Origin of the sequence: Thiohalobacter sp. IOR34 (assembly GCF_030406045.1) — a bacterium.
Classification (GTDB): domain Bacteria; phylum Pseudomonadota; class Gammaproteobacteria; order Thiohalobacterales; family Thiohalobacteraceae.
This window is the reverse complement of the sequence record NZ_CP128988.1, coordinates 1,271,428-1,286,007: the sequence shown is the minus strand read 5'-3', so window position 1 is coordinate 1,286,007 and position 14,580 is coordinate 1,271,428. Positions and strand designations below refer to the sequence as shown.

Genomic DNA, 14,580 nt, shown 5'->3' with positions numbered 1-14,580 from the left:
GCTGCGCATCCTGGCCGATCGCCCTTGAACCCTGGCTACGGCCATGCTTCCGCGGACGATCGGCCAGGCTGCTTTGCCAGCTCCGCCCTGAGCATCGAATCCCTGGTGCAATATCCGGGCAGCTAGCGCTGTTCCACGCCCCATGTTCCGGCCCCTCTCACGCCCCCTGCCCCTTTCCGCCTATACCGGCATCTTTGTGGTCCTCACCCTGACGCTGTTCTGCGTGCTTGGCTGGCTGACGCTACAGCAACTGGACGAGGCCCGGCGCGAGATCGAGGCGGTCGAGAAGGCGGCCGCGCAGCAGGAATTCCGCCGACTGCTGCGTCAGAGCGAACAACGGCTGCGGCACGATGCCCGGCAGCTGGGCGCCTGGGACGAGCTGAGGCAGCAGCTGCGGGAACCGCTCTACTATGCCTACTGGCGCGGTCACCGCCTGCTCAAGCCCGGCAACCTCCCGCCGCACATCGTCGCCGCCGAGGTCTACGACAGCAAGCGGCAGGCACTGGCCCAGGTCGCCGACAGCCAACTACCGCACCGGCTGCAGGCCTCGCCAGACGCCTATCTGCTGCGCGATGGCGAAGGCGTCTATCTCTACCTGTTCGAACCAGTGTCCGGGGACGACGGCCGACACCTCCTCGGCCACCTCGGGCTCAAGGCCGACTTGCCGAAGCTGCTGCTGGACAACAGCCATTTCCGTTACCTGGACGAAGACAGCCTGCGCTTCAAACTGCCGGCCGGACAGCGAATCGCACTCAGCAGACTGGCTGAATACACCCATATCGGCGTGCGCAACAACCCGGAGAACGGTTCCCTGCAACAGATCATGGAAATGTCCGTGATCCGCCTGTCGCTGATCATCGGCATTCTGGTGCTCGCCTTCTATGCCATGCTGGCCACCCTGCTCGGCCTCCCTCTGCGCCGCCTGTCACGCATCATCGACCAGATGAAGGCGAACCCGGTGGCAGCCACGGCCCTGTCCCACAACAGCCTGCCGATCGCTGAGCTGGAAAAAGTGCGCAGCTCGCTCGATGAATACCAGCAGCAGCTGCAGGAGGTTCACCAGAACCTGGACGAGAAAAACCGCGCCCTGTGGGACATGGCGCACCACGATGCCCTGACCGGCACCTACAACCGCCGCGCCTTCGACCATGACTGGACGGAGATCCGGTCGACACTCAACGGACAACGCCTGGAAATCGCCTTCATTCTCTTCGACTGCGACCACTTCAAGGCCATCAACGACAGCTACGGTCACCAGACCGGCGACCAGGTCATCCAGCGGCTGGCCAGGAGCATCCTCAATGGCCTGCGCCAAGGTGATCGCCTCTACCGCATCGGCGGCGACGAGTTTGCCACCATCCTACTCAACTGCAACCGCGACTGCGCCCAGGAGGTAGCCAGGCGCTGCATCAAACACATCGGGGAAGAGGACTTTTCCGGGCTCGGCATCATGGAGCCGGTGCGCATCAGCGTCGGTATCGCCCTGGCCGACGGTGATGACGGCACCAGCCTCTCCGAACTGCAGGGCCGGGCCGACATCGCCATGTACCGGGCCAAGCGCCCCAACGCCGACCCGGTGCAGGTCTATTGCGAGGCCATGCGCGAGGGCACCGACACCCTGTTCTCGAACCGCCTTATCAACGCTGTCTACTCCGCCATCCGCGATGGCAGCGGCATCGAAATGCACTACCAGCCGATCGTCCGCCTGGAAGACCTGAGCGTCGACTACTACGAGGCGCTGGTCCGCATCCGCCAGAACGGCGAGCTATTCAACCCCGGCAGCTTCCTGCCTCTGGTCGAGGCCCGCCGCTTGGCCCTCGAATTCGACATCGCGGTGCTGGCAGCGATCCGCACCGACCTGCACAACGGCCGCCTGCCGGCGGGCACCGGGGTATCCATCAATCTCTCCGGCAACAGCATCTGCCACCCCTCCACCCTCAAGGCCCTGGCACCCCTGGCCCTGCTGGCCAATGAGTACAGGCTGGTGCTGGAAATCACCGAAACGACCCTCATCACCCAGCTCAAGGCCGCCACCCAGGCACTCGACGAGGCACGCAAGCTCGGCTTCGAGATCGCGCTCGACGATTTCGGCAGCGGCTACTCGTCGCTTCGCTACCTGGCACATATGCCGGTCGATATCGTCAAATTCGACATCAGCATGATCCGCCAGCTGTCCAAGGGTGGACGCCAGCAAACCATGATCGGCCAACTCGCCGAGATGATCGCCGACGCCGGTTACCGGCTAGTTGCGGAAGGCATCGAGGATGCCACCACCCTGGACATCGCCCGCCGCGTCCGCTTCAGCCACGGCCAAGGCTACCTCTTCGGCCGCCCGGCACCGCTCGTCGACAGCCCGGTGAACGCGCACAGTCCCCTCCCTTGACCCGCCCAGCGCGGCTCACTAGAATCACCCTTCCTCGTCACGGCCGAGGCGCGGGCGGTTAGCTCAGCGGGAGAGCACTGCCTTCACACGGCAGGGGTCACTGGTTCAATCCCAGTACCGCCCACCATTTTTCAATAGCTTGAGCGCACATGGAAGAAAGTTATCCAGCCCGTAAGGGTGCCATGCCGTGCTTTCCTTGGGGTTTCACCCCGATGTCACCCTCCTCCAGTACCACATTTCCAGTACCCCGTGGCGGGGAACCGACGCGAAAAAGGGCGTGACAGTCTTATAGTCATCACCAGGGGTGCTGCCCCCTGTCGAGGCCCGGGATCCCAGGCAGTCAAGTCACGGGTAATATGTCCCTGAGCATGAAATTCTTCCGCCGCTATCACACCCTGAAGATCCTCCGTGACCATCCGATTGCGGATGGCGCCTGGCATGAAACCACGAAAAGCCTGCCGCTGCTGCATGACCTCGGCGCCGTGGAGCGGGCGCGGCTGCGCAAACTGGTGACGCTGTTCCTGCACAAGAAGGCCTTCACCGGTGTCCAGGGCCTGGAGGTCAACCAGGCGATGCGCCTTACCGTCGCGGCCCAGGCCTGTCTGCAGATCCTCAATCTTGGACTGGACGCCTTCGACGGCTGGATCGAGATCGTGATCTATCCCGGCGCCTTCCGCGTCGAGCGACAGACCGCGGACGACGCAGGCCTGGTGCACCAGGAGGCGAACATCCTCAGCGGCGAATCCTGGTCGCGGGGGCCGGTGATCCTTTCCTGGGAAGATGTCGAGCGGGACAGCCACTGTCTGCAGCCGGGTCGCAACGTTGTCATCCACGAGTTCGCCCACAAGCTGGACATGGGCAATGGCCGCGCCAATGGCATGCCGCCACTGCACCCGGAGATGCCGGTCGAGGCCTGGAGTCGCGCCCTGAGCGAGGCCTATAACACCCTGCTCAGGCAACTGCAGCACCATCACCCGGCGTGGATCAACCCCTATGCGGCAACCGACCCGGCGGAATTCTTTGCCGTGCTCTGTGAGTACTTCTTCACCGCGCCATGGGTTCTGCATGAACACTGCCCTGCCGTCTACCTGCAGTTGCAAAGCTACTTCCGCCAGGACACCCTGAACCGCCGCCAGGCGGATGCAACCCCACGCCAGCCAGGCTGCTAGGAATCTGTTAACACCACGCCAATCGCGGCCTGGAGGCCGTTCCTGCAACAGATTGTGCCGCCATGCCCCGTAGAAGCGGCCTCCAGGCCGCGATCTTCGGCGGGTCCAGCCACGCCATCGTCCAGGGTCCTGATGCAATATGCGGGCTGGAACCGATCAATCGACATGGCCACCCAGGCGCCAACAACGCCAATTTTCTATTTATTGAATTCATGAAGCACTCTTGGCGTCTTGGCTTGGTTGCCGGATCAATAACCGCGCATAAGAATATACTGAAGTGCTGCCCGCAGCCCCCGCCCATAACCGAGCAGAATTCTCAACTTGGTTTTTTTTCAAAAAGATATAACCCCTCAAGTGGAGACGTGCATGCCGTTACGGGAATAGCCAATGGGCGGGATCAAGAACGAGCACTGCTTCGCCAGCTTGTATCAGCAAGTGGTGAAGCAACAGCGTTAATATCCGGGTGCATGCACCCAGATGTCACAACAAGTCAGTTGTTGATCTGTATCATTGCCCTCTAAAACACTTATATGTCTTACTCTGACACAAGGAGCAGTGAAGACATCCATTGGAAACCGAATTGCGACTGCTTCTTCCAGACCGGAAAGGCTTATGACATCAACAAGCAAAGGAGAAAGCGAGATATCGATGTATACAACCCAAGCGTAGTAGGCGGTCGAGCCTGACTCCTCCGCATCAAATACGCGCAGTTCGGAGGAAATCGAAATGAAAAATATAACCTGCAATACCAGGTCCGCAAGAAGGGCATCCGTATCAATCGCCAGTGCCCTGGCGATCACATTGGGAGTGGCAGCAGGACCGGCGCTCAGCGGAACCATCGTTGGCACCGATCATGATTTCTCGGCAAGCGGCTTCTCACTCGGCCAGATCTGCGTCGTCTGCCACACCCCCCACAACTCAGACACATCCGTGACGACAGCGCCGCTCTGGAATCACACGGTCACCCAGACCAACTTCACCATGTACAGCAGCCCCACGCTCGATGCGGCCCAGGATGCCCAACCTACCGGCACCTCGAAACTGTGTCTCTCCTGCCATGACGGTGCCACCGCCATCGACAGCTTTGGCGGCAATACTGGCACCTTCGTGATGAGCAGCGCGACTGCTGCCGTCGGCAAGAACGGGGATCTGACCAATGACCACCCGATCTCCATAACCTACGATGCGGCGCTCGCCACCACGGACCCCGGCCTGCACGACCCGACGGCCAAGAGCGTGATCATCGGCGAGAATGGAGACAAGACGAGAAGCGGCACCGTGGCCGACCTCATGCTTCCTTCGAACAAGGTGCAATGTTCTTCCTGCCACGACGTGCATAACAATTTTGTGGCACCCGGCACCGACGGCGAGCCGTTCTTGAAGGTCAGCAAGGCGAAAAGCAAGATCTGCCTGACCTGCCACAACAAGTAAGCCGCCATGCCCCCGCCGGCTTCTGCCGGTGGGGGCCGATACCAACCTTGGATGACAGTCACTCAGGGTCATGAAGCAGTCGAAACAAAACAAGCTGACAGGCGCCTCAATTCCCGGCTGGCCGATGATCGCCTTGCTTCTGCTTCTCCTTACAGCAGGCTGCGCCACTCCAACCAGAACCCCGGAGGAGGCAAAGCTATTCTTTCCGCCCCTGCCCAACCCGCCTCGCATTCAGTATCTGGCACGTTTTTCGACCCAGGGCGACCTTGTTGCCGATGCCAGCGGACTCAAGGATTTCCTGTTCGGGAAGGAGTCCATGCAGGGCCATCTGGTGCGCAAGCCCTACGGCGTTGCGCTGTACGATGGCAAGATCTATGTGGTCGATATTCGCGGCAATGGCTATGGCATCTATGATCTGAAAAATCGCCGCACAGATTTCATCCAAGGCTTTGGCAACGGCAGCATGAAGAAGCCGATCAACATCAGTATCGCTGCAGACGGCACCAAATACATCACGGACACGGGACGCAACCAGATTCTGGTCTACAGCCGTGATGACAAATACGTCAAGGCATTCGGGACACCCGAGGAATTCAAGCCGATCGACTGTTTGATCGCCGGTGATCGCCTGTATGTCACCGACCTCTACCATCACAGGGTGCATGTTCTCGACAGATCGACAGGCGATGAGCTGTTCTCCTTTGGCAGTGCTGGATCCAAGGAAGGGCAGCTGTTTCAACCGACCAATCTTGCTTTGAGCCCTGATGGCCGTTCCATCTATGTGAGCGATAGCGGAAATTTCAGAGTACAGAAGTTCACTCTGGAGGGTAAATATATCCGCACCTATGGCGGCATAGGTGATGCCGTCGGACACTTTGCCAGACCGAAAGGTATCGCCGTTGACCGCCGCGAACGACTTTATGTCGTAGATGCTGCATTCGAGAACGTGCAGATCTTCGACAAGGATGGAACCCCGCTTCTCTTCTTTGGTGAAGCAGGCGACAAAACCGGCAATATCAACCTCCCGGCGGATATTTACATCGACTATGACAATGTCGAATATTTCCGCAGATATGCCGCACCAGATTTCAATCTTGAGTATGTGATACTGGTCTCCAGCCAGTTCGGAATAAACAAGGTTACTGCGTTCGGTTTTGGCAAGATGTCAGGCATGGACTACAGCTCGGCGCCACCAAAACGGGATTGAGACCAGGGCCTGTTGACAGGCTACCAATAGGCTGTGCTGTGCCTGAGGAAGTGCCAACCGAAGCGCGAGGAGTGCAGTCTGGTGAAGCCAAGTGAACGACGAGCAAAGCGCAGGGCTGGGACTGTTTCCCCGCTCAGTGGCATTACCATTCGCTCATTCTGTCTTGCCGGGCGAAAAGTGGGCCCCAGCAGAACGCATTGGGATCGTGTTGACAGAACCTGGATTGATTCAACCTATTACTGAAATGAGTAACGATGTTTCTGGCTACCTCTGCTGCATGCCAAGACCTTTTCCCGGGACAGATGGGAAGAGAATTTGGGCGTGCAGGCAGCCTGACCCGTTGCGCCAGAATCTGCTGTAGAGACGGTGTTTCCTTAGTCTTAGCTTGCCTATGTGGCCTGTGTATCATGTTGAGCAATCAAGCAAGCCATGCTCGTACCAGCGACATCCGTGCATATCAGCTGACCGATGTCGAAGGCAAGGCGGAATTACGCTATATACGATGAATACCGGCAAACCGATGCGCTTGGAAACACGAGTTACCAGACGAGGCCTACGTTCGAGGAAGAAATCAATGTATTGACGCACAGCTATGTCTATCACCCGAATCTGCTCGACATGGATCTGGGTGGTGGCCTGCTGTTCGTGCAGCAGGATTTTTCGACGAACCAGGGCTCCAACAACAGCAATGAATCGCTTTATAATCTGAATGCGCGCCTGAGTTTCCTGAAACGGAAACCCTATCCATTCAGTCTGTTCTACAACCGTAGCAACCCATCCGTTTCCACCAGCCTATCTGGCAGGTTTCTGGTCGAGAACATCCGCTATGGATTTCAGGCGAGCCTGCTCGAAAGCATTTCTCCAGTGCTGCTCTATCTGGGCACACTACATTATGAAAACCGCGGCCAAGGCATCGACACCAGCATCAATGACATAACGGATCAGCTCACCCTTCGCGCATTCAAATCTTATAATGGGAACGATCATATCCAGGTTTCCTATCTCGATATCGAAGTCGATTCCAAGAGCGGCAGTCTTGGTCTCCCCATACAGAAAAACAATACCCGAAGCCGCACCATCGATATCAGCGCCCGCAATGCATTTGGCGAAAACGACAAGATCAACGTCACCCAGCTACTCACCCTCAGCCAGCAGACATCCAGGCTGCAGAACGACCCTGCGACGGATATCGACGACCTGCGTTACAACTTTGATATGCGCTGGCAACACAGCAGGGAGGTAGGCAGTTTTTATCAGTACCGACTGACGAACAACCAACGGTCGGACATCGATACCAGAAATCAGTTTCTCGTTGCCGGCGTCAACTACATGTCTGTCGATGGGCTGCGTGGCAATCTGGACATCCATGGTGAGAAGGAACAACAGGACACAACGGGATTCAATCGCACGCTACGTGGTTCGCGGGGAAATATCGGCTACGACTTGAGGCTTGGCAGAGCTGACCTGAGGCTCGGCGCAAGCATCCTCTATGACAGATCCGGGCAGCGCAGCAAAACCAGTCAAATCCAGGTCTTCGACGAGCCACTGACCCTCTCCGGTACGGCGCCTGTTGCCTTGCAACATGAGTTCGTGGAAGAAAACACGATCATCGTCAGAAATCAGGCCAAGACCCAGACCTTCATCAAGGATCTCGATTACAGGATCCGAACCGTAGGCTCGCGAACCGAGATCGAACGACTGATCGGTGGCAACATCATTGACGGCGAAACCGTACTGGTCGACTACGACTACCAGACGGGTGGCAGTTTCAATCTGAATACCCTTGCCCAGAACTATTCGGTTCAATTGAGGATCTCCAGATTCTATGAATTCTATGTCCGTTATCGAGATCTGAATCAGAATCTCTCTGCTGGTGTGAGCAGCATCCCCGTCAATTCGACACGAAGCATGCTGGTCGGGGCCCGGGTTGAATACCCTTTTCAGGGCGGCTGGCTCGCGGGCGCCAATGCAGAATTCGAGGACCACCAGGAGGATATTTCCCCCTACACACGGAACAGCCTGATAGGGTATGTCGAGCTCAGCCTGCCGCTCGTCACCCGGCTGCGCATCACGGCTCGCCGCGAAACTATAGATGTCAGTAACACAGAGGAAGATACTGATCTCACACAGCTGATGCTGCGCCTGACATCACGCCCCTGGTTTCGGACCTTGCTTACTGCGGACGCCGATTTTCAGAAAGATACGGGCGGTAGTCTGATACGAAAACGGCGTGGCGCCTATCTCGGCTTGTCATGGCACTTCCGCAGACTGGCTTTCCAGCTCCGTGCCGAGAGCATCCTCAGCCAGCAAGGTGCGGTCGAACAGAAGCAGGCCAAGATCATGGCCTATCTGAGGCGGAACTTCTGATGCCTGTCGCCATCCAGAAACCGTTTCTTCTCCGCCTGGTAGCTGCAGCAGCAGCGCTGTTTATTGCCGCCTGCAGCATCCAGACAACGACCATCGGCTCGGAGCAGGAAATCGCCTGGCCACCAGCTCCGGCACCGGCCTACATCAGTTATCTTGGCAGCTTCAGAACACCTGCAGATCTCGGTATCAAAAAGTCTTTCTGGCAACATCTTGGCGACTGGCTGGGAGGTGTGTCCGAGAACAGGCTGATTCGCCCCATGGCGGTTGCCAGCGCTGATCACGGCAATCTGCTTCTTGTTACCGATCCCGGTGCACGCGGCATACATCGTTTTGACCTTGCCACAGGTCAGTATACATTTCTCCAGCGTAAAAAGCGGCAGCCACTTCCATCACCCGTAGGCATCGCGATCGCAGAAGATGGCACCGTCTATGTGACGGACTCTGCCCTAGGTGCAGTGTTTTCTCTTGCCAAAGGGGAAAAGGTCCTGAAGAGGATGCAACTCGAGTCTGAGCTGGAACAACCAACCGGGGTTGCAATCGACCCTCTGTCAGACAACCTATATATCGTGGATGCAGCCTCGCATTGCGTGAGGATCTTTTCCACCAATGGCCGCTATCTTGGAAGCTTCGGCAGGCGCGGCACCGGTGCTTCGGAATTCAATTACCCGACACACATCTCGATCGATGCGCATGGCCTGGTCCGGGTGACGGATTCACTGAATTACCGGATCCAGACATTCGACCTGCAGGGAAGCTATCTCGGCAGTTTTGGCAGGGCAGGTGACGTGGCGGGCGCGTTTTCACGACCCAAGGGCCTGGCAACCGATAGCGCTGGCCATATCTATGTCGTCGATGCCATGTTTCATGCATTCCAGATCTTCGATGAGCAGGGTGCTCTTCTCCTGTTCATCGGCGATCAGGGACAAGCTCCTGGGCAATTCTGGCTGCCTACCGGGATATTTATCAGCTCGGACGACACCATCTACATCACTGACTCACATAATCAGCGCGTACAGATGTTCCGTTATTCGGGGGGGCAGTCATGAGGGTGCGCTGGCTGTTCTCCCTGCTCTTTCAGATGCTTGCGGTCATGCCGGCAGTTGCAGGCATCGCCAGTACCAAACATAACCTTTCAGTTTCTGGACCCGGGACCATCAAATCGGACCAGGAATCCAGAATCTGCATCTTCTGTCATACCCCGCACAATGCCTCCTCTGCAGCTCCACTCTGGAACCGTGAACAATCGGCGGCATTGTACATACCCTACTCCAGTTCGACTGCTGTCGCCCAACCGGGCCAGCCGACTGGCGCCTCGATTCTTTGCCTGAGTTGCCATGACGGAACCATTGCCCTCGGCAAGATAATCAGCCAGAGCAATGAGATCAGCATGTCGGGAGGGGTGACCACCATGCCGCCTGGCGCAACCAGACTTGGCACGGATCTCTCTGACGACCACCCTGTTTCATTCGTCTACTCCGCGTCACTCGCAGCACAGCAAGGCGAGCTCGTCGACCCCGGCCAACTGACAGGTACGGTGCGCCTCGACAAAAGCGGACAATTGCAGTGCACGAGCTGTCATGATCCGCACAATGACAGCTTTGGCAAGTTCCTGGTCATGCCCAACCGCGCATCCAGACTTTGTACCACCTGTCATATCAAGCACGGCTGGCTGCAGGCGTCACACAGCCTTTCGAATGCGGACTGGAATGGCATCCCCCCGGACCCCTGGTCCGACACCGATTGGCAAACAGTCAGTGACAATGCCTGCCTGAACTGCCATCGACCACACTCGGCAGGTAGCAGCACCTTGCTACTCAAGCACCAGGCCGAAGAGGACAACTGCTCTGCCTGCCATAACGGCAATGTCGCCAGTAAAGATATCATGTCGCAGTTCAGCAAGTATTCTGCACACCCAATTTACTCCTATACCGGCGTTCATGATGCAGGAGAAGGCACCATCGTCAGCAATCGACACGCGGAATGCCAGGACTGTCACAATCCACATGCTGCACGTAGCGATAGCATTGCGACGCTTGGACCGCTTGCATTGGTCCGAGGTATCGATATCAACGGATCAGGACTTGAAACCATCAGCAGTACACACCAGCTCTGCTTTCGTTGTCATTCAGACAGCCCGGGACAGCCTGCACCGGCGACGCCGAGGCAGATATCGCAGATCAACACACGGCTCGAATTCGCCACCACCAACCCCTCATTTCACCCTGTTGCCGGGCCTGGACGCAACCCTGACGTGCCGAGCCTGATCTCGCCATTGAACAGCACGAGCCAGATCGAATGTACAGACTGTCACAATAGTGACAGCTCGACCCTGGCTGGAGGATCCGGCGCCAATGGTCCGCACGGCTCGAACTATGAACCAATACTCATCAGACAATACGTCACTCTTGACTATACCCGTGAAAGCCCGGCCAACTATGCGCTTTGTTACGGCTGCCACGACAGGAACAGCATCCTTGGCAATGAAAGCTTCAGCGAGCATCGCCGGCATATCGTCGGCCAGAAGGCGCCGTGCAACATATGTCATGATCCACACGGCATCAGCGACACCCAGGGCAACAGCACGAACAATACCCATCTGATCAATTTTGATACATCCGTGGTAAGCCCGAACCGCTGGGGAGAACTGGCATTCACGGACAATGGGCGTTTTGCTGGCAGCTGCAGTCTGCGGTGCCATAACCGGCAACATCGGAATTTCTCATATCCGCGTGGAATGGGCGGTGGCGGTGGCATGTAGATGTTATATGGGCATGCCTCCCCCTGCGTTGAAGGGGCGCTTGCTTGTATCAGACAGCAATACGTTTCACCCGACAGTCGAGATAGAAGACATTCCTGCAAGCGGGTTCATCTGTACATTGATACTACGCCTGTTGTCACGATTGTTCATACTGACTGCATCCATGGGAGTAATGGCGATGGATATCCAGGCTGACATCGGAGATGACGATGCCATCGCTGCGAAATACACACTGCTGCAGATCGTCGGAGACCGGCTTCTCGATGAAAAGATACCGAATCCTCACTGGAACCCGGACAGCTGCGATATCTGTCACCTCGAGCAGCCTGCAGCGGATTTGTCTTCCTTGCGCAAGGGCGCACGGGAGGAAATCTGCAACACCTGCCATTCGCGACTCGCCAGCAACAAGCTGCTTCACACATCCAATATTCGACCAAGGACGGACATGCTGCGGCGCATGCCACGTGATTACCGCAATTCGATGCGTGCACAGAACATCGTCTGCACAACATGCCATGACATGCGCTCCCAGTGTCTTCCATCACGCATCAGCGAAAAGAAGACCAACCCGGATTTCGTCCGTGGAGGGATCAGGAAAAGTCGTAGTGACGTGTGCTATTTGTGTCATGACCAGGAACGCCATGTGCGATTGAACCCACACGAACAGATTGATGACGAGGGTAACATTCGGAAGCCGAGTTGCCGTTTGTGCCACGAAAATATCGAGGCACTGGGTTCAGCCAGAGGCATCTCAGATGTCGACTTCCATATAAAGTCCGACCTTCGCCAGATGTGCCTCGGTTGCCACCCTTGGACTCCCCATCCTGGCGGGAAATTCCGTCTCTTCTCGGACGCCAAGCCACCAAATCACCTCATCAGGCCTGATCGAGCCATGCATGAGAGATTAGTGGAAATTTCCGCGGAGAGAGGCGTGATCATGCCTCTTGATCCGACGAATGGAAAGATATTTTGCGCAACCTGCCACAACCCGCATGAGGAAGGGGTGGTTGCCGGCGCTGCCGGCGTGGGTGCCACGAACAAGGACCGCTTGCGCAGCACGAAGATTTGCACGATCTGCCATGACAAATAGATGAAGCCGTCAACCCTAGTAGCAATCAGCAGCAGGTAAAGACGATGAATAACAGACATTCTGTCCTCAGCATGGTATGCAGGCTCATGTTCGTCATGTCGGCATTGTTTGCAGCACAGGCAATGAGCTTCACCGATGACGAATCCTGTCTCATGTGCCACAAATATCCCATGATGGGAAGAATGACCGAAGAAGGCGTGTTCCGTTCCTATTTCATAGTACCAGGCATCTTCTCGAAGACCGTCCACAGGAACGTACCCTGTCGCGACTGCCACAACTACATCAAGGAACTGCCGCACAGACCGGTGAAGAAAGGGGTCAGCTGCAATATCGAATGCCATTCAATAAACAATCCGGCCACCGGAAAGCCATTCTCGCACAAGCCGATCTACAATACCTACCGCAGCAGTGTTCACGGCCGTGACAAGCTTGCACACGGCGCAGATACAGACAAGCCCTACTGCATCACCTGTCACACCAACCCCCTGTACAACCCCGCTGAATCCGCCCCGCCAAAGAGGATCGTCGACCGCTGTGTCGTATGTCATGAAGACAGGGAATTCGCCAACCGCTGGTACAATCATACGAGCCGGCGAATCAGGGAGGTACGCAGGTCATCCGAGCAAATCGTAGCATTATGCTCCTCCTGCCACGGCGACCCGGAATTCATAAAGCGCCGTATGGAACTCGCCAAGGAGGAGGATCGAGAGCTCGGCCGCAAGTTCGCTTTCGCTGTCGAATCCTACAATGAAAGCTTCCACGGAAAGCTAACCGGATATGGCTTCAGCAAGACGCCGAATTGCCTTGACTGCCATGCCAGCGAAGTCAATTACTACAGAAGCGTTCACGAAATTCTCCCTTCACGCGATCCGAAGTCACCGATGCACGAGAGCAACCGCGTAGAAGCCTGCCGGAAGTGCCATATCTATGCGGATGAAAATTATGTCAGGCTGGATCCACACCCAACCAGCCATCCGCAAGACAATCCATTCCGCTATTATGCGGAACTCATATATAACGTCATTGGCGACGTAGTGATAATAGGTTTGGTGGGCATTTCCCTGTTCGAAACCATCGGTCGCCGTCGCGACGGAGTCATCTGGAAGATTCGCCACGGTTCATCCTGGTGGCGCAAATCGCCCAGAGATCGGGATCGCATCGTATGAATAAGTGGTTATTAACCCGCCATGCAAATGGGACAATGAATCATGAAACTGTCTAGCGAAGCACAAAAGGTCATCGAGCGTTGCATGCAGCAAAACAAGGTCACTGACAAGGACCGCGACGAGATCATGTCACTGATCGATTCCTTGCCCGACGACCGCGTCCTCCTCTACAAGAACGTGGTTTCGAATCCGATTGGCGACTTGCCACGTTATTCCATCCATATCCGCCTACAGCACATGCTCACCTTCGTCACCTTCCTGGCACTTGCTTTCACCGGACTGCCGATTCACTTCAGTGATGCATTCTGGGCCGAACCTCTCAATACCATGCTAGGCGGCGTCGAGATCACCCGCATCATTCACCGCACCCTGGCCTCGGTGATGATCTTCTCGATGATCTACCATGTATTCACCATTACACTTGGCCCCGCATTACAAATCATGCGCAACAGGTTCGACCTGCAACGCACCATCATCCCGCTGTTCAAGGATATCCGCGATTTCAAGGACGATCTGCTCTATTTCAGCGGCAGACGCGATCAGCGTCCGGAAATGGACAAGTTCATGTACAAGCAGAAGATCCATTATTTCGCTGCCGCTTTCGGCAACATGGTGATGGTTATATCAGGTTCCTCGTTCCTGTTCCCAGAGTTCTGGGCCAGCGTACTGCCGCCATCGATATCATCACATTTTCAGGAGTTGATGCGTCTATCGCATCCACATGAGGCACTTCTCGCTCTGCTGGTCATTGCTTTCTGGCACTGGTACAACGTGCACCTTGCGCCTGGACGTTTCCCCATGCAGTGGACATTCCTCACCGGAAGAATAACCCGTGAACACCAGATGGAAGAGCATTTCCTCGAATATCTGCGCAATCTGGTCGAGATCCCGGAAGAACGCGCTTACCTGCGAGAGATGATGGAAAGCCGTGAACTCATCAACGAAGACGATGAGCAGCCAGCACCGGTACCTGAACCAGCCGACTAGGCCTATTGCCATGATGAAGCCA

At 56.5% G+C, this 14,580-nt stretch carries 11 protein-coding genes and 1 tRNA gene; 11 read left to right on the top strand and 1 reads right to left on the bottom strand.

Annotated features, from left to right (window positions below):
* Positions 1-142 precede the first annotated feature (142 nt).
* The 3 genes from QVG61_RS05925 to QVG61_RS05915 all read left to right on the top strand — a co-directional run bounded on the left by QVG61_RS05925 (position 143) and on the right by QVG61_RS05915 (position 3,552).
* Positions 143-2,383, top strand: a complete 2,241-nt coding sequence (locus tag QVG61_RS05925) for an EAL domain-containing protein (protein ID WP_289932447.1) — start codon at positions 143-145, stop codon at positions 2,381-2,383.
* A gap of 52 nt (positions 2,384-2,435) precedes the next feature.
* Positions 2,436-2,510 (top strand) — tRNA-Val (locus QVG61_RS05920).
* A 241-nt stretch (positions 2,511-2,751) separates the two neighbouring features.
* Positions 2,752-3,552 carry a M90 family metallopeptidase gene (locus QVG61_RS05915; RefSeq protein ID WP_289932445.1) on the top strand — a complete coding sequence of 267 codons (801 nt, stop codon included), beginning with the start codon at positions 2,752-2,754 and terminating at the stop codon, positions 3,550-3,552.
* Positions 3,553-4,004: 452 nt separating this feature from the next.
* Here the strand turns inward: QVG61_RS05915 and QVG61_RS05910 are convergent, their stop codons facing one another.
* On the bottom strand, positions 4,005-4,391 hold the full coding sequence (locus QVG61_RS05910) for a hypothetical protein (protein WP_289932444.1): 387 nt from the start codon (positions 4,389-4,391) through the stop codon (positions 4,005-4,007).
* Between QVG61_RS05910 and QVG61_RS05905 the strand changes: the two genes are divergently transcribed.
* The 8 genes from QVG61_RS05905 (at position 4,360) to QVG61_RS05870 (ending at position 14,558) form a co-directional block, all read left to right on the top strand.
* A complete protein-coding gene (locus QVG61_RS05905; protein ID WP_289932443.1) occupies positions 4,360-4,983 on the top strand; it encodes a hypothetical protein in 624 nt (207 codons plus the stop codon). The two genes, QVG61_RS05910 and QVG61_RS05905, sit on opposite strands and share 32 nt — an antisense overlap.
* Positions 4,984-5,053: 70 nt before the next feature.
* Positions 5,054-6,190 (top strand): hypothetical protein, encoded by a 1,137-nt coding sequence (locus tag QVG61_RS05900; RefSeq protein WP_289932442.1) that lies wholly within the window; start codon positions 5,054-5,056, stop codon positions 6,188-6,190.
* A gap of 468 nt (positions 6,191-6,658) precedes the next feature.
* Complete coding sequence (locus tag QVG61_RS05895) at positions 6,659-8,557, top strand: hypothetical protein (RefSeq protein WP_289932441.1); 1,899 nt, start codon at positions 6,659-6,661, stop codon at positions 8,555-8,557.
* Entirely contained in the window at positions 8,557-9,603 is a 1,047-nt protein-coding gene (locus tag QVG61_RS05890) for a 6-bladed beta-propeller (RefSeq protein ID WP_289932440.1), read from the top strand. Before QVG61_RS05895 ends, QVG61_RS05890 begins: the two co-directional genes overlap by 1 nt.
* Positions 9,600-11,315: a cytochrome c3 family protein gene (locus QVG61_RS05885; protein WP_289932439.1), complete on the top strand. Its 1,716-nt coding sequence runs from the start codon at positions 9,600-9,602 to the stop codon at positions 11,313-11,315. The genes QVG61_RS05890 and QVG61_RS05885 overlap by 4 nt, the downstream gene beginning before the upstream one ends.
* A 178-nt stretch (positions 11,316-11,493) precedes the next feature.
* Positions 11,494-12,405 carry a hypothetical protein gene (locus tag QVG61_RS05880; protein WP_289932438.1) on the top strand — a complete coding sequence of 304 codons (912 nt, stop codon included), beginning with the start codon at positions 11,494-11,496 and terminating at the stop codon, positions 12,403-12,405.
* A gap of 44 nt (positions 12,406-12,449) precedes the next feature.
* Positions 12,450-13,571 (top strand): hypothetical protein, encoded by a 1,122-nt coding sequence (locus QVG61_RS05875; protein WP_289932437.1) that lies wholly within the window; start codon positions 12,450-12,452, stop codon positions 13,569-13,571.
* 42 nt (positions 13,572-13,613) lie between these two features.
* Entirely contained in the window at positions 13,614-14,558 is a 945-nt protein-coding gene (locus tag QVG61_RS05870) for a cytochrome b/b6 domain-containing protein (RefSeq protein ID WP_289932436.1), read from the top strand.
* The last annotated feature ends 22 nt before the right edge of the window (positions 14,559-14,580 follow it).

Bases quoted from the DNA above. Each gene is read 5' to 3' on its own strand.
- QVG61_RS05925 (WP_289932447.1), top strand. From the start codon at position 143: ATGTTCCGGCCCCTCTCACGCCCCCTGCCCCTTTCCGCCTATACCGGC.
- QVG61_RS05915 (WP_289932445.1), top strand. From the start codon at position 2,752: ATGAAATTCTTCCGCCGCTATCACACCCTGAAGATCCTCCGTGACCAT.
- QVG61_RS05910 (WP_289932444.1), bottom strand. From the start codon at position 4,391: ATGGTTCCGCTGAGCGCCGGTCCTGCTGCCACTCCCAATGTGATCGCC.
- QVG61_RS05900 (WP_289932442.1), top strand. From the start codon at position 5,054: ATGAAGCAGTCGAAACAAAACAAGCTGACAGGCGCCTCAATTCCCGGC.
- QVG61_RS05895 (WP_289932441.1), top strand. From the start codon at position 6,659: ATGTCGAAGGCAAGGCGGAATTACGCTATATACGATGAATACCGGCAA.
- QVG61_RS05890 (WP_289932440.1), top strand. From the start codon at position 8,557: ATGCCTGTCGCCATCCAGAAACCGTTTCTTCTCCGCCTGGTAGCTGCA.
- QVG61_RS05885 (WP_289932439.1), top strand. From the start codon at position 9,600: ATGAGGGTGCGCTGGCTGTTCTCCCTGCTCTTTCAGATGCTTGCGGTC.
- QVG61_RS05880 (WP_289932438.1), top strand. From the start codon at position 11,494: ATGGATATCCAGGCTGACATCGGAGATGACGATGCCATCGCTGCGAAA.
- QVG61_RS05875 (WP_289932437.1), top strand. From the start codon at position 12,450: ATGAATAACAGACATTCTGTCCTCAGCATGGTATGCAGGCTCATGTTC.
- QVG61_RS05870 (WP_289932436.1), top strand. From the start codon at position 13,614: ATGAAACTGTCTAGCGAAGCACAAAAGGTCATCGAGCGTTGCATGCAG.